This is a genomic window from Kitasatospora sp. NPDC048239 (assembly GCF_043202015.1).
GTDB lineage: Bacteria > Actinomycetota > Actinomycetes > Streptomycetales > Streptomycetaceae > Kitasatospora.
Genome location: NZ_JBICZP010000002.1, coordinates 201355 through 227604 on the forward strand (window position 1 = coordinate 201355; position 26250 = coordinate 227604).

Genomic DNA, 26250 nt, shown 5'->3' on the forward strand with positions numbered 1-26250 from the left:
GGGGACTTCCCGTTTGTGCGGACCGTGCGAGTGGACCGTTCGAGCGGTCCGTGCGGCCGGATCGTGCGAGCGGATCGCGCGAGCGGTCCGGTGGTGCGGGCCCGTGGAACGGACCACCGCCCGGACCGCCTGGGTGGCGGTCCGGGCGGTCCGGGCGGTGGGGCGGCCCGGATGGGTCAGTCGGTCTTGATGCTCTCCAGGATGTCCAGCTTGGAGGCCCGGCGGGCGGGCCAGATCGCGGCCACCAGGCCGACCAGACCGGCCAGGGCGAGGAAGAGCAGCAGCTGGCCGAAGGGCAGCACGGTGGTCAGACCGGTCATGCTGGACTTCAGGGTGCCGTTGATCGCCCAGGCGATGAAGCAGCCGAGCAGCAGGCCGACGCCGGCGCCGAAGACCGAGATCACCACGGACTCCAGACGGACCATCCGCTTGATGCCGCCGCGGTCCAGGCCGATCGCCCGCAGCATCCCGATCTCGCGCTTGCGCTCGAAGACCGACATCGCCAGCGTGTTGACCACACCGAGGATCGCGACGATCACCGACATCGCCAGCAGGCCGTACATCATGTTCAGGGCGAAGGTGATGATCTGGCTGAAGTCGTCCCGGACGTCCTGCTTGGACTTGACCTCGATGACCGGGTTGGCGCCGGTGGCGTCCTTGAGGGCCTGCTTCAGCGAGCCGGAGGCGCCGTCGGCACCCTTGACCAGGACGTCGCTGATGTACGGCTCGGGCTCGTGCTTGGCGATCTCCGAGTTGGCCATCATGACCGGGCCGAGCATCGCGCTCGCCTCGTAGACACCGCCGACGGTGACCTGCCCGGTGCTGTCGTCCGAGTAGGTGACGGTCATGGTGGACCCGGGGCTGAGCGTGTTCTTCTTGGCGTAGTCCGCGTCGACCAGGATCTGGCCCTTGGCGAGCCCGGCGGTGGAGCCGCTGGTCAGCTTGACCGCGACGAGCTTGTCGAAGCTGTCGGTGTTCAGGCCGGTGATCGACTTCTGGGTGCCGTTCAGGTCCCAGTAGACGGTGGTGAGCGGCGAGGAGGCCGCCACCCCCGGGGCCTTGGCGATCTCGGCCGGGACCTTCGCCGAGAGGCTCATCCCGTTGGCGGCCGAGACCAGGTAGTCGGCGTTCATCGAGCTGGTGACGGCCTTGTCGAGCGCGCCGCCGACCGAGGCGCCGATCACCGTGAGGCCGGAGACCAGGGTCAGGCCGATGGTGAGCGCGGCGGCGGTGGAGGCGGTGCGGCGCGGGTTGCGCACCGCGTTGCGCCGGGCGAGCGTGCCCGGGGTGCCGGCCAGCTTGGCGAGCACCGGGCCGAGCAGGGCGATCACCGGCCGGGAGAGCAGCGGCAGCAGGACGAAGACGCTGACCAGGGTCAGGAAGGCGCCGAGGGCGACCGGCATCCGGCCGTCCCCGTTGCCGGTGGAGGCGCCGAAGGCGATCAGGGCGACGCCGCCGGCCGCGCCGACCGAGCCGATCGCGTTGCGGACCACCAGGCTCTTCTGGCTGCTCGGCTGGTCGCCGCTGCTCATCGCGGCCACCGGGGCGATCCGGGCGGCGCGCAGGGCGGGCAGCAGGGCGGAGAGCACCGTCACCAGGACGCCGACCACCAGGGTGACCACGACGGTGAGCGGCTTGATCACCAGCGAGCCGGAGGGCATGTCGGTGCCCAGTGCGCCGATCAGGGACTGCATCCCGGCGCCGATGCCGACGCCGGCCACCAGGCCGGCCACGGCGGAGCCCGTCCCGATCGCCAGGGCCTCGATCAGCACGGACGCGGTGACCTGCTTGCGGCTGGCACCGATCGCCCGCAGCAGCGCGAGCTCCTTGGTGCGCTGGGCGACCAGCATGGTGAAGGTGTTGGCGATGATGAAGATGCCGACGAAGAGCGAGATCCCGGCGAACGCGAGCAGCATGGTGCGCATGCCGTCGGTGCCCTGGGCGATCATCTTCTGGTCTTCGTCCTTGAGCTGCTGACCGGTCTCGACGTGGATCTGCTGGCCGGTCGGGAGCTTCTGCTGGGCCTGGGCGAGCAGGGCGTCCTCGGTGGTGCCGGGCTTGGCGGTGAGCACGATGCTGCTGTAGCGGCCGGGCTCCAGCAGCAGCTGCTGGGCGGTGCCGCGGTCGAACAGGGTCAGCGTGCCGCCGGTGTTGACCACCGGGTCGTCGGTGGTGAAGATGCCGGTCAGCCGGGCCTCGACGACCGGGCCGTTGGAGGCGACGCGGACGGTGTCGCCGACCTTGTAGCCGCCCTTGTCGGCGGTCTTGCGGTCGAGTGCGATCTCCTTGGCCGTCTTCGGGCCCTGGCCCTCGGCTATCGGGTAGCGCGCGTCCCTGCCGTCCGGGCCGGGGGCGAAGTTGGCGCCCTTGGAGGTCCAGGCCTGGCCGATCAGGTTGCCGCTGCGGTCGGCGACGCCGGTGAAGCCGCTGACCACGCCGCGGGCGCCGGCGGCGCCGGGCAGCGCGGCGAGCTGCTGGACGGTCGCGTCGGTCAGGGTGGCCTGGCTCTTCTCGCTCTTGTCCCGGGCACTCGCGCCGGAGCCGGCGGCCCGGTCCACGATCTGCACCGACACGTCGGAGTAGCTCTTGGAGTTGCTGTCCTCCATGGCCTTGCCGAAGGTGTCGGAGAAGACCATGGTGCCCGCCACGAAGGCGGTGCCCAGCATGACGGCCAGAGCCGTCATCAGGAGTCGGCCCTTGTGGGCCAGCACATTGCGCAGTGCGGTGCGGTACATGGGGTGTCCTGGGTTTCGAGGAGGGACGGGCTGCTACCGGCGGAGCGTCAGCTCGTCCGGCCCTTGGCGTCGAAGCGGCGCATGCGGTCCAGGACGGTGTCGGCGGTGGGGTTGGTGAGCTCGTCGACGATGCGGCCGTCGGCGAGGAAGACGACGCGGTCCGCGTAGGCGGCGGCGACGGGGTCGTGGGTGACCATGACGACGGTCTGGCCGAGTTCGCGTACGGAGTTGCGCAGGAAGGAGAGGATCTCGGCGCCGGAGCGGGAGTCGAGGTTGCCGGTCGGTTCGTCGGCGAAGATGATGTCGGGCTTTCCGGCGAGGGCGCGGGCGCAGGCGACGCGCTGCTGCTGGCCGCCGGAGAGCTGGCTGGGGCGGTGGGAAAGGCGGCCGGAGAGGCCGACGGTGTCGACGACGCGGTCGAGCCAGGGCTTGTCGGCCTTGCGGCCGGCGATGTCCATGGGGAGGGTGATGTTCTCCAGCGCGGTCAGCGTGGGGAGCAGGTTGAAGGCCTGGAAGATGAAGCCGATGTGGTCGCGGCGCAGCTGGGTGAGCTGCTTGTCCTTGAGGCCGACCAGCTCGGTGTCGCCGATGGTGGAGGAGCCGGAGGTGACGGTGTCCAGGCCGGCCATGCAGTGCATGAGGGTGGACTTGCCGGAGCCGGAGGGGCCCATGATGGCGGTGAACTCGCCCTGCGGGAAGGTCACGCTGACGTTGTCCAGGGCGACGACGCGGGTCTCCCCCTCCCCGTAGACCTTGTTGAGGCCGGTGGCGCGGGCGGCCGCCCGGCCGGTGCGGACGGCGGTTGCGGTCGACGTGGTCACGGGGGTGCTCCTTGTGTAGCGGACTGGGGGAGAGGGGCTGGACGGCCGGATCCCCGGGGGTTCCGGCGGTATCCCCATACTCCGCTACGTGATCATGGTTGTTCGTCGCTCCGCGGGACGGTTGGCGGGACCGCCGCTGGGCGTACGCCCTGATGAAGGCCTCATCCTCCGGTATGACACGGACCCTGAGCGGGGGCCGTTGGCCGGAACCCACGCTTCCGGTGGCCAAATCACGGACTGTTCGTCAGATGGCAAGGAAACATGACAACTTCCCTGGCCGGGAACATGCGAAAGGGGGAGGCGGGCGACTAGGCTCAGGGGTGGCCCGCCCCGGAGCGGCTTACCTCCGGCCGGCGGCGGTGCCGGTCCGCAGCGCGCCCGGATGGTGGAACGCAGACACGGGCAGCTTAAAACTGCTTGGCCGTGAGGCCGTGCCGGTTCGAGTCCGGCTCCGGGCACCACTCGAAGCGGGGGCGCCGCCGGGCGTCCCCGCCGAGCGCCCCCCGGTAGATCCTCCTCGCGGCGTATCCCTATTTTTTTGCCAAGCCATTACCCTTGTGCTTCGGGCGGCGCCAGTGCCGCCACGGAGGGAATGAGCAATGAGAAGCAGCAACCCGGTCTTCTCGCGGGAGGGATCCTTCACCCGCGAGCCCGGCTACGCGGGTTTCGGCACCACGCAGGCCCCGCCGGCCGGGAGCCCGTACGCGAACCAGCCCGGTGGGCAGGGCAACCCGTACGGCAACAACCCGTACGCGGGCAGCCCGTACGGCCAGCAGCCGCAGGGACAGGGCCCGCTGACCGACGAGCAGCTCGTCGAGATGTACCAGGCGCCGTCGGCCGGTCCGCTGGCGACGGGTCGGATGACGCTCGACGACGTGGTCGCGCGTACCGCCATGACGCTGCTCACCCTGGTCGCCGCCGGCGCGGTCGCCTGGTTCGTGCTGCCGACCGAGAACTACGGCTACGCGACCGGCGCCTCGTTGATCGCCCTTGTGGTCGGCCTGTTCATCACGTTCAAGCCGAACGTCAGCCCGGCGCTGATCCTCGTGTACGCGGGTCTGCAGGGCTTCGCGCTCGGGGCGATGACGCACTTCCTCAACACCATCTGGGAGGGCATCGCGATCCAGGCGGTGCTGGGCACCGCGGCGGTCTTCGCCGCGATGCTGCTCGCCTACAAGTCCGGCCGGATCCGGGTGACCGCCCGCTACCAGCGGATCGGCATCGCGATCGGCATGGGCTTCGCGATCCTGATGCTGGTCAACGTGCTCGCGGGGGTGTTCGGCTCCGGCCTGAACCTCTGGCAGGGCCCGCTGGGCGTCGTGGTCGGGCTGGTCGGTATCGCCATCGGCGCCTTCTACCTCTCGCTGGACTTCAGCGAGATCGAGCGGGCGATCGCCCAGGGCGCCCCGCAGAAGGAGGCCTGGCGGGCCGCCTTCGGGCTGACCCTGTCGCTGGTCTGGATCTACATCGAGATGCTGCGGCTGATCGCGAGCCTGCGCGGCGACGACTAGGCCCTGTCCGGCCCTCGTAGCCCCACCGCACTGTGCACGGCCCGCCGGGCCCCGGAGCCTCCCGCTCCGGGGCCCGGCGGCGTTCGTTAGGCTCGCCGCATGCCCGAAGCAACGCCCCTCGTGGAAGCCGTCGACTCCCTGGCGGATCGTTTCCGCTCCATGCCGCAGAGCCGACTGCTGGGCGCGGTGCCCGGCCACGCCTCGCGGGCGGCGGCCGCGCTGGCGCTGGCCAGGTGGCTGGCCGGGGCGGCGCAGGCGGTGGAGGGGCTGCCGGTGCGGGACTTCCCGGACGCCGGGGCGTTCGCGGTCGGCGACCAGCTCGCGGTGGCCGGGCACGATCTGGCGGCCGCGCTGGCGGTCCTGCCGGAGGGTGCCCGGGTGCTGCTGCCCGGACCGGCGGACGGACCGGCCGCCTTCAACGGCACCACGGCCGACGGCACGGGGGTCGACGGCACGGGGGGCGACGGTGCGGGGGGCGACGGTGCGGGGGTCGACGGTGCGGCGGTGCTGGCCGGGGCCCTGGCCGAGGTGGCCGCCACCGCCGGCCTCTGCGCCTGAGCGGCGCGGGCCCGGACAGGCGAAAGGCCGCCCGGATCGGTAACCCCCCGATCCGGCCGGCCTCCTGGTGAGGTGTCAGATGCTCGCGACCACCCGGTCGGCGAGCACGTACACGGCGTCCTCGTCGGTGGAGAAGGTCAGCGAGTACGAGCCGGAGAACCGCGAGCCGCCGAGCAGTCGGACGTCCTCGCCGGCCCGGACGGCGTCGATCAGCCGGTAGGCGGCCTCGCGGTCGCCCGGGGCCACGCAGAGCGTGGTGCCGTCGGCGAAGGCGTAGACGTCCAGGGTGCCGAGCGGGCCGGGGCGGACGTCGGTCAGGGCGACGCACTCCTCGGCGAGCGTGGCCAGCCGGGTGTCGGTCCACTCGCGGGACGGCGCCTGGCTGGGCACGAAGTCGGGGTGCGAGGGGTGGCGGCGCGGGTCGGGGGCGGCCACCGGGGCCTCCTCGACGGCCGACTCGGTGTCCAGCAGCCCGGCCTCCAGACCGGTGGCCAGCAGGTCCGCCTCGCGCCGGGCCCGGGCGTCACCGCCGGTCTCGGCGGCGGGCGCGCCCGCCGGGTGCCCGGGGCGCAGCGGGGCGCCGCCCTCGGGGCCCGCTCCCGGGTCGACCGGGCCGGTGCCGCCCTCGTTGATCAGGTCCTCCAGCGCGGAGCGCAGCGCCTCGCCGAACTCCGGGTCCATGGTGCCGGAGTTGTCGACGGCGTCCTGCGGGCCGGTCGGCCGGGGGAAGAAGAGCGGCCACTCCTCGGTGCTGCCGAGCACGCTCGCGAAGGGGGAGTCGAACAGCGGCGCGTCCTCGGCCGCGCGGGCCTCCTGCTCGGCCCAGAACGCACGGGCCTCGGTGATCTCGCGCTCGCGGTCGGCGGCGAGGGCCTCGGTCACGGCCCGGCGTATCGCGGCCTCGTCGACGGGTGCGGGCTCGGCCGGGGCCTGCGCGTCCAGCCGGCGGGAGAGCCCCCGGACGTGGAACAGCACGGTGGTCGACACGGTGATCAGGATCAGCAGCAGGATGGTGTAGACGGCGCTCACGGAACGTACTCCTAGGGAGGAGTGGAACGGGGTTACCTCTCCACACTGCCGCATGCGGGGGTGTTACCGCAGTGGCGAATGTCTAATTTGTCCGTGACTTTCGCACTTGTCCCCAAATTGTTAGGTAACACCGTTCTACGCTGCGGAGTTGATCCGCTCCGCACTGTCGATTTCCGGGCCGTTTTCGAAAGGAAAGAGGGCCGGATCGACCTCGCGGTGTGATCCAGCCCTCAATTACTCTGCGTCACTCCAAACGGGTGGTCTGGACCGCGCGGGCTTGACGCGGGAGGGTCAGCTGAGCCGCTCGATGACCATCGCCATGCCCTGGCCGCCGCCGACGCACATGGTCTCCAGGCCGAACTGCTTGTCGTGCCACTGCAGGGAGTTGATCAGGGTGGTGGTGATCCGGGCGCCGGTCATGCCGAAGGGGTGGCCGACCGCGATCGCACCGCCGTTGACGTTCAGCCGGTCGAGGTCGATGCCGAGGTCCCGGTAGGACGGGATGACCTGGGCGGCGAAGGCCTCGTTGATCTCGACCAGGTCGATGTCGCCGATGCTCAGCCCGGCGCGGCGCAGCGCCTGCTTGGAGGCCTCGACCGGGCCGTAGCCCATGATCTCGGGGGAGAGGCCGCTGACACCGGTGGAGACGACCCGGGCGAGCGGGGTGATGCCCAGCTCGCGGGCCTTGGTGTCGGACATGATGACCAGCGCGGCGGCGCCGTCGTTCAGCGGGCAGCAGTTACCGGCGGTCACGGTGCCGTCGGGGCGGAACACCGGCTTCAGGCCGGAGACGCCCTCCACGGTGACGCCCGCGCGCGGGCCGTCGTCGGTGCTGACCACGGTGCCGTCCGGCAGCGTGACCGGGGTGATCTCGCGCTCCCAGAAGCCGGCCTTGATGGCGGCCTCGGCGAGGTTCTGCGAGCGCACGCCGAACTCGTCCTGCTCGGCCCGGGTGATGCCCTTGAGCGCGGCCAGGTTCTCGGCGGTCTGGCCCATCGCGATGTAGGCGTCCGGGACGAGGCCGTCCTCGCGCGGGTCGTGCCACTCGCCGCCGCCCACCTCGGCCCGCTTGGCGGTCCGGGCCTGGGCCGTGTCGAAGAGCGGGTTCATGGTGCCCGGCATGCCGTCCGAGGTGCCGTTGATGCTGCGCGAGACGGTCTCCACACCGGCCGAGATGAAGACGTCGCCCTCGCCCGCCTTGATCGCGTGCAGTGCCATCCGGGTGGTCTGCAGCGAGGACGAGCAGTACCGGGTGATGGTGGCGCCGGGCAGGTAGTCCATGCCCATCTGGACGGCCACGATGCGGGCCAGGTTGTGGCCCTGCTCGCCGCCGGGCAGGCCGCAGCCCAGCATCAGGTCGTCGATGTCGCGCGGGTCGAGCTGGGGCACCTTGGCCAGCGCGGCGCCGATGATGTGCGCGGTCAGGTCGTCCGGGCGGACGTCCTTGAGCGAACCCTTGAACGCCCGGCCGATCGGCGAACGGGCGGCGCTGACGATGACGGCTTCGGGCATGGCGTGCTCCTCGCTGAGTGACCTTCGGGCTGGGGGCGCCCCGTCCCGGGCCGACGGGCGGCCGGGCGGGACGGTCGGACGCCCGGGAGGAAAGTTACCGCCTGGTAGGTCAGGCGTCACCCGCCCCGGCGTGTGAGCTCGCCGACGTGTTCCCGTCCGTTTCCGGCGGGCGGGCGACGGTCGCCTCGGCCGCCAGGGAGCCGGGCAGGCCGACCCGCAGCCGGTGGCGCAGCAGCGCCCAGCGCCGGGCCGCACCCTCGGCTCCGACGGCGGCCACCTCGGTGCCGGCCCGGTCGGCCGCGGCCGCGGCGGCCACCGCCACCGGCAGCACCGTGTCGCCGGGCACCGGGCCGCTCGGGCGGTCCTCCTCCGGCCACAGGCCGAGCGCCGCGCAGAGCGAGGGCAGGACGGCCATCGCGGCGGTCGCGTAGCCCTGCGCCGAGGGGTGGTAGCGGTCGGCGGCGAACATCTCCGGGCGGGCCGCGAACTCCGGCCCGAGCAGCGAGCCGAGCGAGACCGTCCGGCCGCCCGCCTCCACCACGGCGATGGTCTGGGCGGCGGCCAGCTGGCGGCTCAGGCGCCGGGCCACCCAGCGCAGCGGCGGGTGGACCGGCTTGATCGTCCCGAGGTCCGGGCAGGTGCCGACCACCACCTCGCAGCCGTTGGCGCGCAGCGCCGCGACCGCCTCGCCGAGCTGGCGGACGGCGAGCTGGGCCGGGCTGTGCCGGGTGACGTCGTTGGCGCCGATCATGATCACGGCGATGTCGGGGCGGTGCGGCAGGGCCAGCTCCAACTGGCCGGAGAGGTTCGCCGAGCGCCCGCCGGAGCGGGCCACGTTGATCAGCCGGACCGGCCGCTCGGCCACCGAGGCGAGGCCCGCGGCGAGCAGGGCGCCCGGGGTCTCGCGGGCGCGCAGCACCCCCAGGCCGGCGGCGGTGGAGTCGCCGAGGAAGGCGAGCACCAGCGGTGGCTGCGGCTCGGTGCCGGTGTCCGCGAAGGCCTCGCCGTAGACGCCGTCGGCCTTGGGAGGGTCGCCCTCCAGGATGCCGATGGCCTGCACGGCCAGCTTGCTCTCGGTGAGCAGCAGGCCCACCAGGCCCACCCCCAGCAGGCCCAGCCCGCCGCCGCCGTACGCCGCCGCGGTGGCGATCCGGCGGGCCACCCGGGCCCGCGACTCCTGTGTCCCTGACATCCGGTGCCCCCTCCACGTCCTCGTGCCGCCCCTGCGGGGCGCTCCCGTTGCCTGCACCCCCCTCCTACCCGTCCCCGGCCGCAAGCTATCGGCGGGCGTGGGCCATCCGTGGGGCGGCCGCCCGGCGGCCGGTCCGGGGGCGGTGTGACGCAAGGGCGGGCTGGGGCCGGTGGCACGCCCTAGGCTTTGCAGTACCGAATGCACTTGCATGCCCACAGACCGGGAGGACCCCCGTGCGGTACCACAACTCGATCATCGACCTGGTCGGCAACACGCCGCTGGTCAAGCTGAACAAGGTCACCGAGGGCATCAGCGCGACCGTGCTGGCCAAGGTCGAGTACTTCAACCCCGGCGGCTCGGTCAAGGACCGCATCGCGATGCGCATGATCGAGGCCGCGGAGGCCTCGGGCGCGCTCAAGCCCGGCGGCACGATCGTGGAGCCGACCTCCGGCAACACGGGTGTCGGGCTGGCGATCGTGGCCCAGCAGAAGGGCTACAAGTGCATCTTCGTCTGTCCGGACAAGGTGTCCACTGACAAGATCAACACGCTGCGCGCGTACGGCGCCGAGGTGGTCGTCTGTCCGACCGCCGTCGCCCCGGAGCACCCGGACTCGTACTACAACGTCTCCGACCGGCTGGTCCGGGAGACCCCGAACGCCTGGAAGCCGGACCAGTACTCCAACCCGGACAACCCGGCCTCGCACTACCACTCCACCGGTCCGGAGCTGTGGGAGCAGACCGAGGGGCGGATCACCCACTTCGTGGCGGGCGTCGGCACCGGCGGCACCATCTCCGGCACCGGCAACTACCTGAAGGAGGTCTCCGGCGGCAAGGTCAAGGTGATCGGCGCCGACCCGGAGGGCTCGGTCTACTCGGGCGGCACCGGCCGGCCGTACCTGGTCGAGGGCGTCGGTGAGGACTTCTGGCCGACCGCCTACGACCGCGCCGTCGCGGACGGGATCGTCGCCGTCTCCGACAAGGACTCGTTCCAGATGACCCGCCGCCTGGCCAAGGAGGAGGGCCTGCTGGTCGGCGGCTCCTGCGGGATGGCCGTGGTGGCCGCGCTGGAGGTCGCCAAGGACCTCGGCCCGGACGACGTGGTCGTCGTGCTGCTGCCGGACGGCGGCCGCGGCTACCTGTCCAAGATCTTCAACGACGACTGGATGGCCGACTACGGCTTCCTGCCCTCGGCCACGGACGAGGCGCACATCGGCGAGGTGCTGGGCCGCAAGGACGCCATCGAGCACGAGGGCATCCCGCAGTTCGTCCACATGCACCCCAACGAGACCGTCGCCGAGGCGGTGCGGGTGCTGCGCGAGTACGGCGTCTCGCAGATGCCGGTGGTCTCCCCGGGTGCCGGGCACCCCGACATCATGGCCGGCGAGGTGATCGGCTCGGTGGTCGAGAAGCTGCTGCTGGAGGGCGTCTTCTCGAACGAGATCCAGCTGACCGACACCCTGGACAAGGTGATGTCCAAGCCGCTGCCGGTGGTCGGCTCGGGTGAGACGGTCACCAACCTGATGGCCGTGCTGGAGAAGTCCGACGCCGCGGTGGTGCTGGTGGAGGGCAAGCCGCAGGGCATCGTCACCAGCCAGGACCTGCTGGGGTTCCTCGCCAGCCGGGTCGCGCACTGACGCCTGGTCAGTCCTGACCGCTCCTGGTGCGGCTGAGGATTCGTCCACGGCTGAAGTGGTACACCGGCGTCACCTGCGCGCAGCACGTGGTTAACAACGGTCGGGCATCGTTGTGTGCACGGCAAGAAGCCGAGCGAGACGACGGCAACCGTCCGGGAGCGGCTCCCCGGCGACCGTGGTCGTCTCCGGACACACTGGCCGGCCCTGACCCGGCCGACCGTGTCCCGCCCTCCCTCCCCGGCATCGGGAGCGGGAGGGGCCCGCCAGTGGGAGGCGCCGTCGTCCCGCCCCTGTCCGGCTTCGGCCGGTCGACAGGGTGCGGCGGCTCCCACGGGCGTTCACCGCGCCGCTTGGCGCGTCTCCGCGGTTCCCGGGTGGGGGAGTCCGGCGGAGGCGGCGGGCCGGTCCCTCCCTGGAGGGGCCGGCCCTTCCGGTGTCCGTTTCCCGTAACCTCGCACGCATGACCAGCACTGACACGACCGGCCAGGACGCCCCGCGCTACGTCCGGCTCAGCATCGAGCTCATCGCAGAGATCACCGACGAGCAGGCGCTCAAGGCGGCCGCCCTGCAGCAGGTGACGGCCGACGAGTACCTCGACGACGACGAGCGCGCCCAGTCCGTCGAGGCCATCGAGGTGGACCCGTCCGGTTCCCTCGCCCACTTCATCGACCCGGTCGCCCTGCTCGGCGACGTCCCCGGGGTGGAGCTCGCCTCGGCGACCTGGGAGTCCGCGCAGACCGAGTTCGACCCCGAGGGGGAGTGGGACGAGTACACGGTGGAGGAGTCCGCCGAGTAGCCATCCCCGGGGGGCGACCCCCACCGTCACATCGTGTGACTGCCCGGTCTGCCCTGTGCAGGCCGGGCATTTTGTCCATATTTGGCGGGAAGTTGAGTAGTCTCATACGATCGCTTCCCGTTGGCGGTGGAACCGTGAAGGGTCGGATTGCGTTCTTCTATCCGTAATGCCCGGGATGATCAGCAGGGAGAGCGTGACGTGACTGCACGGGACGGGCAGGGTCGGTCGGCCGGGAGCAACTGGAGCCGGCGCGGCGTGCTGGCGGGTCTGATCGGGGCGCCGGTCCTGCTGCTGGCGGCCTGCAACGACGACAAGAGCGGCTCGGCCGGGTCCAGCGGCAGCGCAGGCGGCGGCGGAACGGCGGGCACCCCGGGCGCCGGCGGTTCGGGCGGGCCGACGACCGCCGCGAGCAGCTCGCCGAAGACCTCGGCCGCCGTCATCACCGTCACCCCCGCCGACGGCGCCACCGGTGCCAGCTTCAGCGACCCGGTCAAGGTCGCCGTCGCCAACGGCACCCTGGGCTCGGTCAAGGTCACCGACGCCGCCGGAAAGGCCCTGGCGGGCCAGCTCTCCTCCGACGGCACCGGCTGGACCTCCGCGGCCGCGCCGGCCAGCGGCACCAAGTACACGGTCGCCGCCACCGCCACCGACAAGGACAAGCTGGAGGCGGACTCCAACACCTCCTTCACCACGGCGACCCCGGCCAACACCTTCGTGGGCTACTTCACCCCCGAGGACGGCTCCACCGTCGGCGTCGGCATGCCGGTCTCGATCAACTTCAGCAAGCCGGTCACCGACCGCAAGACCGTCCAGCAGGCGATCACGGTGACAGCCGAGCCGGGCGTCGAGATCGTCGGGCACTGGTTCTCCAGCACCCGTCTCGACTTCCGTCCCCAGGAGTACTGGGCGAAGGGCACCAAGGTCACCGTCAAGCTCCGGCTCAAGGACGTCGAGGGCGCCAAGGGCGTGTACGGCACCCAGTCGAAGGACGTCCGCTTCACCATCGGCCGGGCCCAGACCAGCGTCGCCGACCTCGCCACCAAGAAGCTCACCGTCACCACCGACGGCCAGGTGAGCGCCGTCTACGCGATCTCCGGCGGCGCGCCCGAGTACCGCACCTGGGGCGGCAAGATGGTCATCTCCGAGCAGTTCCAGCAGACCCGGATGAACTCGCAGACCGTCGGCCTCGGCAGCGAGTACGACATCTCCGACGTGCCGCACGCCCAGCGCCTGACCACCTCCGGCACCTTCATCCACGGCAACTACTGGTCGCCGTCCTCGATCTTCGGCAGCCAGAACACCAGCCACGGCTGCATCGGCCTGAAGGACGCCAAGGGCGGGCAGGACCAGAGCACCGACGGCTACCGGTTCTACAAGAGCTCGATGGTCGGCGACGTGGTCGAGGTCGTGAACTCCGGCGACAAGACCGTGGAGCCGTCCAACGGCCTGAACGGCTGGAACCTGGGCTGGGCCGCCTGGACGGCCGGCAGCGCGATCTGACCCGAGCGGCCCGCGGGCCGGTCCGGCTCCTGCCGGGTCGGCCCGCGCCGTGTCGGGGCTTTGGTGCGCTGTGTTGGACCCCGCCGGAGGGTAGCCCGGCCGGCGGGGTCCAACGCGACGACCGAAACCCGCCGGACTCGGCGCGGCTTCGGCGGGAGGCTGGGGGCATGACGACCACCGCCCCCGCCCTGACCGTCCGGCCGATCGACCCGGCCGTGCACGCCACCCTGCTGGTCCGCGACGACGCCGGGCGCCCGCCCGTGCGGTCCGTGGACCACGAGGGCGGCGCCCCGCTGCGCTGCTGCCTCAGCCGGGCGCTGCCCGGCGACCGGATCGCCCTCGTCGGCTACGCCCCGCTGCGACGCTGGGCCGCCGAGACCGGGGCCGACCCGGGCCCGTACGACGAGCTCGGCCCGGTCTTCCTCCACGACGGGCCCTGCCCCGGCGCGGGCTCCGACTGGCCGACCGCGTTCCACGGCGGCGAGCGGGTGCTGCGCGCCTACGACCGCCGAGGGCACATCCTGGGCGGCGTGACCGTCACCCCCGAGACCGCCGAGGCGGGCGCGGCCGCCCTGCTCGCCGACCCCGAGGTCGCCGTGGTGCACGTCCGCGCGCTGCACTTCGGCTGCTTCATGCACGAAGTCCGGCGGGGCTGAGGCCGCGTTCCGGCACGAAGCCCGGCGGGGCTGACCGCGCGGCCGGCGCCGTGCCCGGTCAGCCCCCGGTGCGGGCGACCCCGATCGGGCAGCTGGCGCCCGTGCCGCCGAGGCCGCAGTAGCCGTTGGGGTTCCTGGCCTCCGACAGGTACTGCTGGTGGTACGGCTCGGCGGGGTAGAAGGGGCCGGCCGGGGCGATCTCGGTGGTGATCGACCCGAGGCCGATCGCGGTCAGCGCGGGCTGGAAGGCCTCCCGGGTGGCGGCCGCGGCGGCCGCCTGGGCGGGGGAGTGGGTGTAGACGGCGGAGCGGTACTGGCTGCCCACGTCGTTGCCCTGGCGGTTGCCCTGCGTCGGGTCGTGCGCCTCCCAGAAGGTCTTCAGCAGCCGCTCGTACGTGATCACCGCCGGGTCGAAGACCACCCGGACCGCCTCGGTGTGCCCGGTCCGCCCGCTGCACACCTCCTCGTACGTCGGGTTGGGGGTGTACCCGCCCTGGTAGCCGACCAGGGTCGTCCAGACCCCTGGCAGGCGCCAGAACGTCCGCTCGGCACCCCAGAAGCAGCCCAGCCCGAAGTCGGCCACCTCCAGCCCCTCGGGGTACGGGCCGGTGAGCGGGTGGCCGAGCACGGTGTGCGGCTCGCGCAGGGTGAAGCCCGGCGCCTCCCGGCCGGGCAGCGCCTGGTCGGCGTGGACGAACGAGGTCTTGTCGCGGTTGAACAGCACGGCCTGCTCCAGCTGGTCGGGAGGGGTGGTGCAGGTTCCAACGCGAACGGCCGCCCGCGGATTCCTGGGGCCCGGCGGCTTTCCGCCGGGCGCCGCCGCATTCCGGGAGGCACTCCCGGATTCGCCCACTACGCTCGGAGCCATGACCGAGCACCAGCTTCCCCAGGGCTTCGAGACTCTCGCCATCCACGCGGGTCAGGAAGCAGACCCCCAGACCGGGGCCGTCGTCACGCCGATCTACCAGGTGTCCACCTACAAGCAGGACGGGGTGGGCGGCCTGCGGGGCGGATACGAGTACAGCCGCAGCGCCAACCCGACCCGGACCGCGCTGGAGGAGTGCCTCGCGGCGCTGGAGGGCGGCGCCCGCGGCCTCGCCTTCGCCTCCGGCCTCGCCGCCGAGGACACCCTGCTGCGCACCATCCTCAAGCCGGGCGACCACATCGTGATCCCCAACGACGCCTACGGCGGCACCTTCCGGCTCTTCGCCAAGGTGCTGACCCGCTGGGGTGTCGAGTTCTCCGTCGCCAACACCCAGGACCTGGCGACCGTCCGCGAGGCGCTGCGCCCCAACACCCGCGCGGTCTGGGTGGAGACCCCGTCCAACCCGCTGCTGGGCATCACCGACCTGACCGCGCTCGCCGAGATCGCGCACGGCGCCGGCGCGCTGCTGGTGGTCGACAACACCTTCGCCAGCCCGTACCTGCAGCAGCCGATCGCGCTGGGCGCGGACGCGGTCGTGCACTCCACCACCAAGTACATGGGCGGCCACTCGGACGTGGTCGGCGGCGCCCTGGTGCTGGCCGAGGCGGGCCTCGGCGAGGAGGTCGCGTACCACCAGAACGCGATGGGCGCGGTCTCCGGCCCGTTCGACGCCTGGCTGGTGCTGCGCGGCATCAAGACCCTCGGTGTCCGGATGGACCGCCACAGCTCCAACGCGGAGAAGGTCGCCGAGCTGCTGGCGGGCCACCCGAAGGTCAGCCAGGTGCTGTACCCGGGCCTGCCCGAGCACCCGGGCCACGACATCGCGGCCAAGCAGATGAAGGCCTTCGGCGGCATGGTCTCCTTCCGGGTCAACGGCGGCGAGGAGGCGGCGGTCGAGGTCTGCAACCGCGCGCGGCTGTTCACCCTCGGCGAGTCGCTGGGCGGCGTCGAGTCGCTGATCGAGCACCCGGGCCGGATGACCCACGCCTCGGTGGCCGGCTCCGCCCTGGAGGTGCCCGCCGACCTGGTGCGCGTCTCGGTGGGCATCGAGTCGATCGACGACCTGCTGGCGGACCTGCAGCAGGCGCTGGCCTAGGTCCGGTCGCCGGCCGGCTCGCGCCAGTCGCCCGTCCGCCCGGCCGCGTAGGACTCCATCGAGTCGTTGAAGCGGGCCAGCAGCGCGCAGAACGCGCGCTGCTCCTCGGGCGGCCAGTCGGCCACCAGTCGGCGGGCCAACTCGGCCCGGCCGGCCAGCACTTCGGCCAGTCGGCGGGAGCCGAGCGGGGTCAGTGCGAGCCGTACCGCGCGGCGGTCGGCCGGGTCCTGGACCCGGCCGACCAGCCCGGAGGCCACCAGCGGGGCGACCTGCCGGGTGACGGTCGAGGAGTCGACGCCGAGGGCGTCGGCGAGTGCCTTGATGTTGGCGGGCCCGTGCCGCTCCAGGCGGTCGAGCAGGAGGTAGGCGGCCCGGTCCAGGGCGCCCACGCCGTCGGAGGTCCGGACCTGTTCCATCCGGCGGGCGAAGACCGCCAGGTGGTACTGGAGCTGGCTGTGCACGGGGTCGGTGCGGTCGGTGGCCTGGGGCGAGGTCGTCGTCATCGCGGCTCACGATCGTCGTGCGGTGAGGGAGGCTCAGAAGCAGCAGCGTACGCGCGCGGGGCGGGCCCGGGAACAGTCCCGACATCCCCGGTTGGCGGTGACGACCGCCGTAGGCTGGCGCTATGCAGAGCTGGCCGATCACCATCGACGATGTCCGCGGCGCCCAGAAGATGCTCGCCGGGGTCGCCCGGGTGACGCCGATGGAGGGCAGCCGGCACCTTTCCGCGCTGATCGGTTCACCGGTCCACCTGAAGTGCGAGAACCTCCAGCGCACCGGCTCGTTCAAGCTGCGCGGGGCGTACGTGCGGATCGCGGGGCTGTCGCCGGTGCAGCGGGCCGGCGGGGTGGTCGCGGCGAGCGCCGGGAACCACGCCCAGGGCGTGGCGCTGGCGGCCGCGCTGCTCGGGGTCCGCTCGACCGTCTTCATGCCGGTGGCCGCGCCGCTGCCCAAGATCGCGGCGACCCGCGAGTACGGCGCCGAGGTCCGGTTGCACGGCGCCACGGTGGACGAGGCGCTGCAGGCCGCGCAGCGGTACGCGGACGCGAGCGGCGCGGTGTTCATCCACCCGTTCGACCACTGGGACGTGGTCACCGGCCAGGCCACCGTCGGCCTGGAGATCCTGGAGCAGTGCCCCGAGGTGCGCACCATCCTGGTGGGGGTGGGCGGCGGCGGGCTGCTGGCGGGGATCGCGGCGGCGGTCAAGCCGCTGCGCCCGGACGTGCGGGTGATCGGGGTGCAGGCGGCGGCCGCGGCCGCGTACCCGCCCTCGCTGGCGGCCGGGCGGCCGGTGACGCTGGAGCACTTCGCGACGATGGCGGACGGGATCATGGTCGGCCGGCCCGGGGACATCCCGTTCGAGGTGGTCAACACCCTGGCCGACGGCATCCGGACGGTCTCCGAGGACTCGCTCTCCCGCGCCCTGCTGCTGGGGCTGGAGCGCCTGAAGCTGGTGGTGGAGCCCGCCGGGGCCAGCCCGATCGCGGCGCTGCTGGAGCAGCCGGAGTCCTTCGAGGGGCCGGTGGTGGCGGTGCTGTCCGGCGGCAACATCGATCCGCAGCTGATGCAGCGGGTGCTGCGCCACGGGCTCGCGGCGGCCGGGCGCTACCTGTCGCTGCGGGTGCGGCTGGCGGACAAGCCGGGCGCGCTGGCGGACCTGCTCGCGGTGCTGACCCGGGTGGACGCCAACGTGCTGGACGTGGCGCACGTCCGGATCGACCCGCAGCTGGGCCTGACCGAGGTCGAGGTGGACCTGCACCTGGAGACCAAGGGGCCGGAGCACTGCGCGGTGGTGGTCGGCGAGCTGCGGGACGCGGGGTTCGTCGTCTCGCGGTAGCGGTAGCGGTAGCGGTAGCGGCAGCGGCATCGGTGTCGGCATCGGTGTCGGTCGGCGAGGCCGCGGCCCGGTCGAAGTGGCCTGGATCACATAAACCCCTTGACGCGATATATCGCGAGCTGTCAGGCTCGCGATACATCGTGTTCTTCGTGGCGGGCGGGTCCGAGTGCGCGGGAAACCGAGTCGCCCGCATGCCGGTGTTCGGGGCAGAGTGGGACAGATCACCCCATATCGTCCGAGGAGATGAGGCAGGCCCATGCCGCCAGCCATCCAAGCCGAGAACCTGGTGAAGACCTTCGGAGACGTCCGAGCCCTGGACGGCGTCAGCCTCGACGTCCCCGAGGGCACGGTGCTCGGGCTGCTCGGCCCGAACGGCGCGGGCAAGACCACCACCGTGCGCGTCCTCACCACCCTGCTCCAGCCCGACTCCGGCCGCGCGGTGGTGGCCGGGGTCGACGTGCTCAAGCACCCCAACCGGGTCCGCAGCCTGATCGGCCTCTCCGGCCAGTACGCCGCCGTCGACGAGTACCTCACCGGCTTCGAGAACCTGCAGATGGTCGGCGAGCTCTACCAGATGAGCAGCCGCGAGGCGAAGGCCCGGGCGTTGGAGCTGCTGGAGTGGTTCAACCTCGCCGAGGCCAAGGACCGCACGGCCAAGACCTACTCCGGCGGTATGCGCCGCCGGCTCGACCTGGCCGCCGCCCTGGTCGTCCGGCCGCCGGTGATGTTCCTGGACGAGCCGACCACCGGCCTCGACCCGCGCAACCGGCTCGCCCTATGGGAGGTCATCGAGACCCTGGTCGAGCAGGGCACCACCCTGTTGCTCACCACCCAGTACCTGGAGGAGGCGGACCGCCTCGCCCACGACATCGCCGTGGTCGACCACGGCAGGGTGATCGCCCGGGGCACCGCCGACCAGCTCAAGGCGCAGATCGGCGGTGAGCGGATCGAGGTGGTGGTGCACCGCGCCGACCTGGTCGCCGAGGCGGTCACCGCACTGGCCGCGTACGCCAAGGGCGAGGCCGCGGTGGAGAAGAACACCCGGAGGATCACCGTGCCGGTCAGCGGCGGCGCCCGGGTGCTCGCCGACGCGATCCGCGAACTGGACTCGCGTTCGATCGAGATCGACGACATCGGCCTGCGCCGCCCGACCCTCGACGACGTCTTCCTCTCGCTCACCGGCCACGCCACGGAGGCCGAGGAGGAGGAGGGCGCCGCGGGCAAGGGGAGGGGCCGCGGGCACGGCCGGGGCGGGTCGGGCGACGACGACGGCCGGGGCCCGGACAAGCAGGCCGTCCCGGCCGGCAAGGAGCTGTGAGATGACGACCGCCACCGAGCACGCCATCGGCGGGGCGATCCCCAAGCAGCGCCGGGGGGTGGCCGCCACCCTGCACGACTCCTGGGTGGTCGCCAAGCGCAACCTGCGCCGGATGACCAGGATCCCCGAGATCGTGGTCTTCGGCCTCATGCAGCCGGTGATGTTCGTGCTGCTGTTCTCGTACGTCATGGGCGGGGCCATCCAGATCCCGGGGACGCAGGCCAGCTCGTCCACGTACATCCAGTTCCTGATGGCCGGCATCTTCGCCCAGACGGTCACCTTCGCCACGGCCGGCGCCTCCGCCGGCATCGCGGAGGACATGACCAAGGGCCTGGTCGACCGGTTCCGCTCGCTGCCGATGGCCCGCTCGGCGGTGCTGGTCGGCCGCACCCTCGCGGACCTCTGCCAGACGGCGTTCACCCTGGTGGTGCTGGCGGTGGTCGCGCTGCTGGTCGGCTGGCGGATCCACAACGGCGTGCCGAAGGCGCTGGGCGCGTTCGCGCTGCTGCTCCTGCTCGGCTACGCCTTCTCCTGGATCGGCGCGCTGATCGGCCTCTCGGTGCGCAGCCCGGAGGCGGCCACCTCGGCGGGGCTGATCTGGCTCTTCCCGCTGACGTTCATCTCCAACGCCTTCGTGCCGATCAGCAGCATGCCGGGCTGGCTCCAGGGGATCGCCTACTGGAACCCGTTCAGCGCCACCGTGCAGGCCTGCCGCGACCTGTTCGGCAACCAGGTCGGCCCGGTGGACAGCGCCTGGCCGATGCAGCACGCGGTACTGGTGTCGGTGCTCTGGTCGCTGGTGATCACCGCGGTGTTCTCCTGGCTGTCGGTGCGCAAGTACCGCTCGGCCTCGGGCTGACCGGCCCGGCGCGGGCACGCGCGAGGGCGGCCGTGGATCCCTCCACGGCCGCCCTCGTCGGTTCTGCGCGGGTCAGCCGGCGTGCGGCTTGACCTCGATGATCTTGACCGAGGCCTGCTTGCCGTTCGGCAGCTCGTAGCTGGCGTCGTCGCCGATCGCCTTGCCGTCGATGGAGCGGCCCAGCGGGGACTGCGGGGAGTAGATGTTCAGGTCGGCGCCGCCGGCCATCTCGCGCGAGCCCAGCAGGAAGGTCATGGTGTCGTCCTCGTCGCCGTCGAAGGCGACCGTGACGACCATGCCCGGGGCCACCACACCCGAGTCCGCCGGGGCCTCGCCGACCTTCGCGCGCTCCAGGAGCTGGGTGAGCTGGCGGATGCGCAGCTCGTACTTGCCCTGCTCCTCCTTGGCGGCGTGGTAGCCGGCGTTCTCCTTGAGGTCACCCTCTTCGCGCGCCGCCTCGATCTTCTGGGCGATCTCGATGCGCCAGGGGCCGGTCAGATGCTCCAGCTCGGCCTTGAGCTGGTCGTAGCCGGACTGAGTGAGCCAGGTCACGTGGTCGCTGGTCTGGGTCACGGGTGCTCCTCGTAGGTGCTGGGGCTGTGCTGAGGGTGTGAGTCGTCAGCAGGGGGTGTGGTGGTGATATCGGTCTTAACTACAAAGCAACGCCCGCTCCCGTACCATCCGGTGCGAGAGGGGCGAAACCACGAGCCTAACAACTCCCGCCGACAAGCGGGAGAGTCGTTGGCGTGCCATTGACGACGGCATTGCGCCAAGGTGTACAGGACGGGCGGGTCGGACTTCCTGAACCGATTCCCGCTCCCCGGATCGAATATGCGCCGGGGCGGGCCGCAACCGCCACCGAATACCCGGCCGGGACGCGCGGCCTGCCAGTTGTCCGGGCCCGGGGCGGGCTGCCTTCCGGGGCCGCGGCGGGCTACTTGGCCGGGGTGCATCCCAGCAGCTCGGCGGTGGTGCCGCGAGCGGTGGTCCGCAGGCTCACCCAGGCGTCGTAGCTGTCGTGCTCGGCCGGGACGGGGAAGTCGGCCACCCCGACCACCGCGCCGTCCGCGCTCTGCGAGCGGACGGTACAGCTGCCCGCGGTGCCGTCGCTCTTGCGGACGGCCAGGTGCAGCTTCACCTCGGAGTCCGAGACCGCCTGGAAGGTCGGGACGCTGCCGTTGATGGTGGTCTCGCGGATCAGGTACGAGCCGCCCAGCCAGGCCACCAGGCCGAGCGCCAGGACGGCGACGACCGCGCCCACCACCTTGAGCCGCCGGTCCGCCTCGCGGTCGCTGCGCCGGCCGTAGCGGCCCTCGGGCAACTGCGGGGCGGTGGTACCTGCGCTCATCGGGCTCAGTCCTCTCCTCGGAGGGCCGCCAGGGTGGTGCGGGGGAATGTAAGGCTCCTCCAGTCCGTCACTATAGGAGGGGCACGCCCGCGGCCGGTTCGGCGGGGGCGGGGCTCGGCCGTGTCGGTGGCATCTCCGGTGGCCGGTCCCGCGGCGACGCGGTCCCCGAACCGAGCGGCTGGGACGATGGGCAGGCCGGAGCGACGGCAGGCCCGGACATTGGTGGAAGGAACGCAGGCGTTGACTGAGCAGTTGCGACTGATGGCGGTGCACGCCCACCCGGACGACGAGTCCAGCAAGGGCGCGGCGACCATGGCCATGTACGTCGAGCAGGGGGTGGACGTACTGGTGGCAACCTGCACCGGGGGGGAGCGCGGGTCGGTCCTCAACCCGAAGCTGCAGGGGCGTCCGGAGATCGAGGAGAACATCCACGAGGTCCGGCGCAAGGAGATGGACGAGGCCCGCGCGATCCTCGGGGTCAAGCAGGCCTGGCTGGGGTTCGTCGACTCCGGCCTGCCGGAGGGGGACCCGCTGCCCCCGCTGCCCGAGGGCTGTTTCGGACTGAAGGACGTCAAGGAGGCGGCCGAGCCGCTGGTCCGGCTGATCCGGGAGTTCAAGCCGCAGGTCATCACGACCTACGACGAGAACGGCGGCTACCCGCACCCCGACCACATCATGACCCACAAGATCACCATGCTGGCCTTCGACGCCGCCGGGGACCCGGACGCCTACCCGGAGGCCGGCGAGCCCTGGCAGCCGCTGAAGCTCTACTACAACCACGGCTTCCCGATGGGCCGCATCCGCGCGCTGCACACGTACCTCAGCGAGAACGGCCACGAGTCGCCCTACGGCGAGTGGATCGAGGGCTGGGAGAAGAGCGGCCGCAAGGAGCGCGAGATCACCACCCGGGTCCGCTGCGACGACTGGTTCGAGACCCGGGACCGCGCGCTGATCGCGCACGCCACCCAGATCGACCCGGACGGGCCGTGGTTCCGCGTCCCGCTGGAGGTCCAGCGCGAGGTCTGGCCGACCGAGGACTACGAGCTGGCCCGCACCCTGATCGACGCCGACCTGCCGGAGGACGACCTGTTCGCCGGCCTGCGCACCCCCAGCCTGGCGGCCGAGGCCGCCGACACGCGCGACTGACCCACCCCCGGTGGCCCGGCTCCCCGTGAGCCGGGCCACCATGGAGAGATGAGCACCCCCGTGAACCTCACCAGCCTCGCCGCCGACCTCGTCCCCGACGAGAAGGTGACCCCGGGCCTCCTGGGCTTCGTGGTCTTCGCCGCCCTCGGCGTCGCCACGTGGTTCCTGGTCAAGTCCATGAACAAGCAGTTCAAGCGCGTGAACTTCGTCGAGGAGCCGGAGGCCAGCAACGGAACCCCGGGAGAGGCTCAAGCGGGTAGCTGACCTGGGCTTTCGCTTTCCTCATATTTCCTCATCGGTCCTCACGGGTCCTCATTGAAAACCTCCCCGGGCGCTCCCTCCGGGGCGGTTCACTCCCTCAGAACTCCCCAGGTTTCCTCACACGAGAGCCGCCCCGCACCCCCCAAGCGGGGGGTACGGGGCGGCTTCGGGGGCCAGTAGGATTCCGGATGCCTCCCAGCACTTCGAGGGTCTCCTACTGGTCCAGGGGCCCGCCGATCAGCGCCCGATGCAAGCGGGCACTGCACGGTGGGAGCTGGGGGGTCGCGGGCGGTCGCCGAAGCGGCGGGCGCCCGCTGGTTCCGTCAGCCCCAGACGGAGTCGGCCAGGGTGGCCGTGGACGACGGGGTGGCGGTCGGAGTCGGCTCGGGCGCAACGGCGCCCCAGACGGAGTCGGCGACCCGGTCGACCGGGGCCGGCGTCGACGGGGCGGCGACGGCCAGCCCGGCGGTGAGGGCAGCGCCGAGGGCGGCAGCCGCGGCGGCACAGCGGAGGCTCTTGCGAGGCATACGGCACCCTTCGATGTGTGCTCATCCCGTGAAGTGGAGGGGCGCGCTCCCTCTGGATCTAGAGTGCTCGCCGTTCGAATCCGAATCAAGTGATTCGCCAGGTACGCTGCAGATGTTGCGCCTATGCGCAAACCTGACGCCTATTCATCTGGGGCAAACGGATGGAATCGGACATTACGTCAGCTCGGCCGCTGCTCAAAGCCGCAAGTCGACGCCTCTACTTGCAGCTCCTCTCGGGCAAAGGGACCGCCAAGGTCGGTCCCGATCGGGACGAGCTGGAGCGAGCCGGTCTCATCGCGCCGGATCCTGACCGCCCCGGCCACGTTCGAGCGCTCGACGCCGACGCTGTGGCCAGGGCGCGCCAGGCCGAGCTCATTCGAACGGCCGGCGACATGCTTGCCGAGGCCCAGGTGATGCCTCACCATCTCGCCGACCTGGCGTCTGCCTATCGGGCGGCCACGGCGGGCCAGACCGTCGGCGGTGTCGAGGTCCTGACCGGTCTGCGCGCCATCAACGAGCGGCTGGAGGCCCTCGTCAACGGCTGCACCCGGGAACTGCTCACCGCGCAGCCCACCGGGCCTAGGCCGGCTGAGCTGCTCGCGATCTCTTATCAGCGCGACCTGGGCGTGTTGAAGAGGGGGGCGCGCATGCGCACGATTTACCTGCCGTCCGTCCGGTCGGACGCGCCGACCGGGCGCTGGGCACTCACCATGACCGAGCAGGGCGCCGAAATCCGCACCGGGGCGACGTTCGGCCGCATGATCATCGTGGACAGGCGGGCCGCCGTCGTGCCGATCCTCGACCCATGGAGCCTGGAGGCGAGCGCCCCCGACCAGGCGGCCGTCATCACATCCGAGCTGGCGGTCGGCCTGGCCGTGGCGTCGTTCGAGCGGGACTGGCTGCACGCTGAGCCCTGGGACGGCGCGTCCGAGGCCGAGCTGAGGGCGGTCCACGTGGCCATTCTGCGCTGCCTTGCCCGGGGACTGGAGCAGGACGAGGTAGCTGAGGAGCTCGGGATGTCGAAGCGGACCGTACAGGGGAAGCTCGCCGACCTGCGGGCGGCAACCGGCTGCCGGACTCAGTCCCAGCTCCTGTACTGGTGGGCGAAGCGGGAGCTGCAGCGCTAGCGGATGACCGCGGTGTAGCGGCGTCCAGCCGCGATGAAGCGGAGCTGGAATCGGCCGTCCTGCTGGATGAAGTCGAGCACGCGGTCGGCACCTCCGTCGGCGGAGATCAGCCACAGGTACGCCTCGGAGCGGTCCGGTCGAATAGGGGCAGACCGGATGGCCTCAGCCAGGGCGTCGATCGCGCCCTGGAGGGTGGCATGGGAACTGGGGTCGGCGAGGCCGTCGATGGTGAGGGTGTAGGTCGAGCTCAGGGCGTGCTCCCGGATCAGGTCCCCCCGGGTTGCGACAGGCATGATATCGAACAAGCCTTCGTATAGTGGCGTTGTATCGGTACAGACTTTTGATCACCGGCCGGTCAGCGTCAAGGGGTGCCGCCGAGATCCACCCCCAGCACCTACCAACAGGACGTCCGCCACGAGGTCGGTGCGCGCGCCCTATCCTTCCGGCTCCAGGCCGGCCTCAGCCAGGAAGAGCTCGGCGAGCACTCCGGAATGGACCGCCGCACGATCGGCCGGATCGAACACGGGACGGTCGCTGCGACGCTCGATCAGCTCGCCGCGATCGCGCGCGCTCTCGGCGTACCACCCTGGCGACTCCTGCGGGACGAGTAGGCCCTGGCCGACCGCGCCCGCAGTACGGCCGGCCAGGGAGCGCGTGCCGCTATTCGGTCGGCGGCGGAGTGGGCGGCGGCGGACTGCTGGGGCCAGCCGGCGGCGCCTTCGGGCCGCCGATCCCACCGCTACCCCCACTGGGGTCTTTCTGAGCCACGTCGTCCTCCTCAATCTCTTCCGCCGGGATCTGGTCCGGCGGCGGCATGGGGGGGTGGAACTTCGTCCGGGTCGGCGCGGCAGCTCCGCGACGACGGCCGGGGTACCGGCCCTGGCGGTCCGGGGGGATGACGTTGCTCATCGGCTGGCCTCTCTGTGGTGCGGCCCGGGTGGCCGGACCACCCATCGTGGCGCGGCTGGCAGGGGCCCGTGGCCGATTCAGCACTGCTGTCGTCCCTGAGGACGCCGCGCCTTCGGGTCGGGGCAGTGGCCGCTCACCAGCTCTCGCCGCTCGTCCACGGTCCGGTACAGCCGCCCGCGGGTGTAGGTGCCGCACGTCCGGCAGTACCCGATGGTCTCCGGCATGCGCGGCCGGTCACCGCCGACCGCGCTCACTCGGCGTCGGGCGAATCGTCGGCGGACGCGGCGGACGCGGCGGAGGCGGGCTGTTCGGCGGCCAGCTGGTGCCGCGCGCGCTGCTTGGCGAGGTACACGTCCACCCCGGCGACAGCCGCACGCCACTCGGGACTCCGCGTGTCCAGGTAGTACCTGTCGTCGGGGTCGGTCACAGGGACTCCTTGGCGCCAGTGCGCGAGCCGTCGACCGGGGCGGCCAGCAAGAGGACGGCCTCGTCGATAGCAGACCGCAGTCCCGCCGCGGTGGTCAGCTGTCCGGACCCGTCGGGTGCCTGCACCCAGTAGGCGCCCAAGGGGGCGAGTCGGCTCGGGTCCGGGACCGCCAGGTAATGCCCGTCTCCCAAGCATTGAGAGGAGTCGTCGTGCCAGGAATCCGCGGTGCCGGTGGGCACCAGGACGTAGAGCTTCCGGGTGTCCGCGAACGCGATCACCGGACCGGTGACGGAGGGGTGCGGGAGCAGGCGGTCCGTCAGTGGGGCATAGATCTCGACGACGTCGAAGAGCCGGCCGCAGGGCATGATTGCGACGCCGTCCGGGTTGTGCTCCCACCAGCGGTAGGCGTGGCCCGTGTCCGGGTCGCTGGCGGCGAGCCAGGCACGGGCGGCGTCAAGCGGCGGTGCCGACATGGAACGATCCCCTCACTCTCGGTCAGTGAGGGGATCGTTCCACCTGCAAGTGC

27 protein-coding genes and 1 tRNA gene are annotated in these 26250 nt (G+C 71.9%); 15 read left to right on the plus strand and 13 right to left on the minus strand.

Annotation, left to right across the window (positions count from 1 at the left end; genetic code table 11):
- Window positions 1–176: 176 nt before the first annotated feature.
- A complete protein-coding gene (locus tag ACGFZP_RS04900; protein ID WP_392928632.1) occupies window positions 177–2735 on the minus strand; it encodes an ABC transporter permease in 2559 nt (852 codons plus the stop codon).
- A 47-nt stretch (window positions 2736–2782) separates the two neighbouring features.
- On the minus strand, window positions 2783–3556 hold the full coding sequence (locus tag ACGFZP_RS04905; RefSeq protein WP_387952117.1) for an ABC transporter ATP-binding protein: 774 nt from the start codon (window positions 3554–3556) through the stop codon (window positions 2783–2785).
- A 376-nt stretch (window positions 3557–3932) separates the two neighbouring features.
- On the opposite strand from ACGFZP_RS04905, the gene ACGFZP_RS04910 reads away from it, so the two are divergent.
- The 3 genes from ACGFZP_RS04910 (at window position 3933) to ACGFZP_RS04920 (ending at window position 5625) form a co-directional block, all read left to right on the plus strand.
- Window positions 3933–4017 (plus strand) — tRNA-Leu (locus tag ACGFZP_RS04910).
- A gap of 138 nt (window positions 4018–4155) precedes the next feature.
- Entirely contained in the window at window positions 4156–5067 is a 912-nt protein-coding gene (locus ACGFZP_RS04915; RefSeq protein ID WP_392928634.1) for a Bax inhibitor-1/YccA family protein, read from the plus strand.
- Window positions 5068–5166: 99 nt separating this feature from the next.
- Window positions 5167–5625 carry a hypothetical protein gene (locus ACGFZP_RS04920; RefSeq protein WP_392928635.1) on the plus strand — a complete coding sequence of 153 codons (459 nt, stop codon included), beginning with the start codon at window positions 5167–5169 and terminating at the stop codon, window positions 5623–5625.
- 75 nt (window positions 5626–5700) lie between these two features.
- Here ACGFZP_RS04920 and ACGFZP_RS04925 read toward each other — a convergent pair whose 3' ends face one another.
- The 3 genes from ACGFZP_RS04925 to ACGFZP_RS04935 all read right to left on the minus strand — a co-directional run bounded on the left by ACGFZP_RS04925 (window position 5701) and on the right by ACGFZP_RS04935 (window position 9358).
- On the minus strand, window positions 5701–6654 hold the full coding sequence (locus ACGFZP_RS04925) for a hypothetical protein (protein ID WP_392928637.1): 954 nt from the start codon (window positions 6652–6654) through the stop codon (window positions 5701–5703).
- A 291-nt stretch (window positions 6655–6945) separates the two neighbouring features.
- Window positions 6946–8166 carry an acetyl-CoA C-acetyltransferase gene (locus ACGFZP_RS04930; RefSeq protein ID WP_392928640.1) on the minus strand — a complete coding sequence of 407 codons (1221 nt, stop codon included), beginning with the start codon at window positions 8164–8166 and terminating at the stop codon, window positions 6946–6948.
- Between the two features lie 109 nt (window positions 8167–8275).
- A complete protein-coding gene (locus ACGFZP_RS04935; RefSeq protein ID WP_392928643.1) occupies window positions 8276–9358 on the minus strand; it encodes an SGNH/GDSL hydrolase family protein in 1083 nt (360 codons plus the stop codon).
- A 233-nt stretch (window positions 9359–9591) separates the two neighbouring features.
- On the opposite strand from ACGFZP_RS04935, the gene ACGFZP_RS04940 reads away from it, so the two are divergent.
- The 4 genes from ACGFZP_RS04940 to ACGFZP_RS04955 all read left to right on the plus strand — a co-directional run bounded on the left by ACGFZP_RS04940 (window position 9592) and on the right by ACGFZP_RS04955 (window position 13944).
- Complete coding sequence (locus tag ACGFZP_RS04940; protein ID WP_392928645.1) at window positions 9592–10992, plus strand: cystathionine beta-synthase; 1401 nt, start codon at window positions 9592–9594, stop codon at window positions 10990–10992.
- 460 nt (window positions 10993–11452) lie between these two features.
- A complete protein-coding gene (locus tag ACGFZP_RS04945) occupies window positions 11453–11788 on the plus strand; it encodes a hypothetical protein (RefSeq protein ID WP_392928647.1) in 336 nt (111 codons plus the stop codon).
- A 198-nt stretch (window positions 11789–11986) separates the two neighbouring features.
- Window positions 11987–13288, plus strand: a complete 1302-nt coding sequence (locus ACGFZP_RS04950; protein WP_392928649.1) for an Ig-like domain-containing protein — start codon at window positions 11987–11989, stop codon at window positions 13286–13288.
- A gap of 167 nt (window positions 13289–13455) precedes the next feature.
- A complete protein-coding gene (locus tag ACGFZP_RS04955) occupies window positions 13456–13944 on the plus strand; it encodes a DUF1203 domain-containing protein (protein ID WP_392928651.1) in 489 nt (162 codons plus the stop codon).
- A gap of 58 nt (window positions 13945–14002) precedes the next feature.
- Here the strand turns inward: ACGFZP_RS04955 and msrA are convergent, their stop codons facing one another.
- Complete coding sequence (msrA, locus tag ACGFZP_RS04960) at window positions 14003–14668, minus strand: peptide-methionine (S)-S-oxide reductase MsrA (RefSeq protein ID WP_392928653.1); 666 nt, start codon at window positions 14666–14668, stop codon at window positions 14003–14005.
- A 142-nt stretch (window positions 14669–14810) separates the two neighbouring features.
- Here msrA and ACGFZP_RS04965 point away from each other — a divergent pair, with 142 nt between their 5' ends.
- Window positions 14811–15965 (plus strand): cystathionine gamma-synthase, encoded by a 1155-nt coding sequence (locus ACGFZP_RS04965; RefSeq protein WP_392928656.1) that lies wholly within the window; start codon window positions 14811–14813, stop codon window positions 15963–15965.
- On the opposite strand, the gene ACGFZP_RS04970 is transcribed toward ACGFZP_RS04965, so the two are convergent.
- A complete protein-coding gene (locus ACGFZP_RS04970; protein ID WP_392928658.1) occupies window positions 15962–16468 on the minus strand; it encodes a MarR family winged helix-turn-helix transcriptional regulator in 507 nt (168 codons plus the stop codon). The two genes, ACGFZP_RS04965 and ACGFZP_RS04970, sit on opposite strands and share 4 nt — an antisense overlap.
- 122 nt (window positions 16469–16590) lie before the next feature.
- Here ACGFZP_RS04970 and ilvA point away from each other — a divergent pair, with 122 nt between their 5' ends.
- The 3 genes from ilvA (at window position 16591) to ACGFZP_RS04985 (ending at window position 19979) form a co-directional block, all read left to right on the plus strand.
- Window positions 16591–17802, plus strand: a complete 1212-nt coding sequence (ilvA, locus tag ACGFZP_RS04975; protein ID WP_392928660.1) for a threonine ammonia-lyase — start codon at window positions 16591–16593, stop codon at window positions 17800–17802.
- A gap of 256 nt (window positions 17803–18058) precedes the next feature.
- Entirely contained in the window at window positions 18059–19120 is a 1062-nt protein-coding gene (locus tag ACGFZP_RS04980; protein WP_392928663.1) for an ATP-binding cassette domain-containing protein, read from the plus strand.
- 1 nt (window position 19121) lies between these two features.
- On the plus strand, window positions 19122–19979 hold the full coding sequence (locus ACGFZP_RS04985) for an ABC transporter permease (protein ID WP_392928666.1): 858 nt from the start codon (window positions 19122–19124) through the stop codon (window positions 19977–19979).
- Between the two features lie 72 nt (window positions 19980–20051).
- Here ACGFZP_RS04985 and greA read toward each other — a convergent pair whose 3' ends face one another.
- The gene (gene greA / locus ACGFZP_RS04990) at window positions 20052–20552 is read right to left on the minus strand and encodes a transcription elongation factor GreA (RefSeq protein WP_387944600.1); all 501 of its coding nucleotides are present in this window, start codon (window positions 20550–20552) and stop codon (window positions 20052–20054) included.
- Window positions 20553–20913: 361 nt separating this feature from the next.
- Complete coding sequence (locus ACGFZP_RS04995; protein ID WP_392928668.1) at window positions 20914–21327, minus strand: DUF4307 domain-containing protein; 414 nt, start codon at window positions 21325–21327, stop codon at window positions 20914–20916.
- A gap of 240 nt (window positions 21328–21567) precedes the next feature.
- Here ACGFZP_RS04995 and mca point away from each other — a divergent pair, with 240 nt between their 5' ends.
- Together mca and ACGFZP_RS05005 are read left to right on the plus strand one after the other, a co-directional pair.
- Window positions 21568–22473, plus strand: a complete 906-nt coding sequence (gene mca / locus ACGFZP_RS05000; RefSeq protein WP_392928670.1) for a mycothiol conjugate amidase Mca — start codon at window positions 21568–21570, stop codon at window positions 22471–22473.
- 48 nt (window positions 22474–22521) lie between these two features.
- On the plus strand, window positions 22522–22737 hold the full coding sequence (locus tag ACGFZP_RS05005) for a hypothetical protein (protein ID WP_392928673.1): 216 nt from the start codon (window positions 22522–22524) through the stop codon (window positions 22735–22737).
- 320 nt (window positions 22738–23057) lie between these two features.
- Here the strand turns inward: ACGFZP_RS05005 and ACGFZP_RS05010 are convergent, their stop codons facing one another.
- Window positions 23058–23261, minus strand: a complete 204-nt coding sequence (locus tag ACGFZP_RS05010) for a hypothetical protein (RefSeq protein WP_392928675.1) — start codon at window positions 23259–23261, stop codon at window positions 23058–23060.
- 161 nt (window positions 23262–23422) lie between these two features.
- On the opposite strand from ACGFZP_RS05010, the gene ACGFZP_RS05015 reads away from it, so the two are divergent.
- A complete protein-coding gene (locus ACGFZP_RS05015) occupies window positions 23423–24388 on the plus strand; it encodes a hypothetical protein (protein WP_392928677.1) in 966 nt (321 codons plus the stop codon).
- Here ACGFZP_RS05015 and ACGFZP_RS05020 read toward each other — a convergent pair.
- Complete coding sequence (locus ACGFZP_RS05020) at window positions 24385–24681, minus strand: hypothetical protein (protein WP_392928679.1); 297 nt, start codon at window positions 24679–24681, stop codon at window positions 24385–24387. The two genes, ACGFZP_RS05015 and ACGFZP_RS05020, sit on opposite strands and share 4 nt — an antisense overlap.
- 75 nt (window positions 24682–24756) lie before the next feature.
- Between ACGFZP_RS05020 and ACGFZP_RS05025 the strand changes: the two genes are divergently transcribed.
- Window positions 24757–24999: a helix-turn-helix domain-containing protein gene (locus ACGFZP_RS05025; RefSeq protein WP_392928682.1), complete on the plus strand. Its 243-nt coding sequence runs from the start codon at window positions 24757–24759 to the stop codon at window positions 24997–24999.
- A 548-nt stretch (window positions 25000–25547) separates the two neighbouring features.
- Here the strand turns inward: ACGFZP_RS05025 and ACGFZP_RS05030 are convergent.
- Together ACGFZP_RS05030 and ACGFZP_RS05035 are read right to left on the minus strand one after the other, a co-directional pair.
- Entirely contained in the window at window positions 25548–25724 is a 177-nt protein-coding gene (locus tag ACGFZP_RS05030; protein ID WP_392928684.1) for a hypothetical protein, read from the minus strand.
- Complete coding sequence (locus ACGFZP_RS05035) at window positions 25721–26197, minus strand: hypothetical protein (protein WP_392928686.1); 477 nt, start codon at window positions 26195–26197, stop codon at window positions 25721–25723. The genes ACGFZP_RS05030 and ACGFZP_RS05035 overlap by 4 nt, the downstream gene beginning before the upstream one ends.
- Window positions 26198–26250: the final 53 nt, after the last annotated feature.

What these genes read in the sequence shown, in the direction of transcription:
- ACGFZP_RS05035 (WP_392928686.1), bottom strand. Translation starts at nt 26,197, where the DNA reads ATGTCGGCACCGCCGCTTGACGCCGCCCGTGCCTGGCTCGCCGCCAGC.
- ACGFZP_RS05020 (WP_392928679.1), bottom strand. Translation starts at nt 24,681, where the DNA reads ATGCCTGTCGCAACCCGGGGGGACCTGATCCGGGAGCACGCCCTGAGC.
- ACGFZP_RS05010 (WP_392928675.1), bottom strand. Translation starts at nt 23,261, where the DNA reads ATGCCTCGCAAGAGCCTCCGCTGTGCCGCCGCGGCTGCCGCCCTCGGC.
- ACGFZP_RS04915 (WP_392928634.1), top strand. Translation starts at nt 4,156, where the DNA reads ATGAGAAGCAGCAACCCGGTCTTCTCGCGGGAGGGATCCTTCACCCGC.
- ACGFZP_RS04900 (WP_392928632.1), bottom strand. Translation starts at nt 2,735, where the DNA reads ATGTACCGCACCGCACTGCGCAATGTGCTGGCCCACAAGGGCCGACTC.
- ACGFZP_RS04985 (WP_392928666.1), top strand. Translation starts at nt 19,122, where the DNA reads ATGACGACCGCCACCGAGCACGCCATCGGCGGGGCGATCCCCAAGCAG.
- ACGFZP_RS04980 (WP_392928663.1), top strand. Translation starts at nt 18,059, where the DNA reads ATGCCGCCAGCCATCCAAGCCGAGAACCTGGTGAAGACCTTCGGAGAC.
- ACGFZP_RS04935 (WP_392928643.1), bottom strand. Translation starts at nt 9,358, where the DNA reads ATGTCAGGGACACAGGAGTCGCGGGCCCGGGTGGCCCGCCGGATCGCC.
- ACGFZP_RS04945 (WP_392928647.1), top strand. Translation starts at nt 11,453, where the DNA reads ATGACCAGCACTGACACGACCGGCCAGGACGCCCCGCGCTACGTCCGG.
- ACGFZP_RS04930 (WP_392928640.1), bottom strand. Translation starts at nt 8,166, where the DNA reads ATGCCCGAAGCCGTCATCGTCAGCGCCGCCCGTTCGCCGATCGGCCGG.
- ACGFZP_RS04920 (WP_392928635.1), top strand. Translation starts at nt 5,167, where the DNA reads ATGCCCGAAGCAACGCCCCTCGTGGAAGCCGTCGACTCCCTGGCGGAT.
- ACGFZP_RS04995 (WP_392928668.1), bottom strand. Translation starts at nt 21,327, where the DNA reads ATGAGCGCAGGTACCACCGCCCCGCAGTTGCCCGAGGGCCGCTACGGC.
- ACGFZP_RS05005 (WP_392928673.1), top strand. Translation starts at nt 22,522, where the DNA reads ATGAGCACCCCCGTGAACCTCACCAGCCTCGCCGCCGACCTCGTCCCC.
- ACGFZP_RS04955 (WP_392928651.1), top strand. Translation starts at nt 13,456, where the DNA reads ATGACGACCACCGCCCCCGCCCTGACCGTCCGGCCGATCGACCCGGCC.
- ilvA (WP_392928660.1), top strand. Translation starts at nt 16,591, where the DNA reads ATGCAGAGCTGGCCGATCACCATCGACGATGTCCGCGGCGCCCAGAAG.
- ACGFZP_RS05015 (WP_392928677.1), top strand. Translation starts at nt 23,423, where the DNA reads ATGGAATCGGACATTACGTCAGCTCGGCCGCTGCTCAAAGCCGCAAGT.
- ACGFZP_RS04965 (WP_392928656.1), top strand. Translation starts at nt 14,811, where the DNA reads ATGACCGAGCACCAGCTTCCCCAGGGCTTCGAGACTCTCGCCATCCAC.
- ACGFZP_RS04970 (WP_392928658.1), bottom strand. Translation starts at nt 16,468, where the DNA reads ATGACGACGACCTCGCCCCAGGCCACCGACCGCACCGACCCCGTGCAC.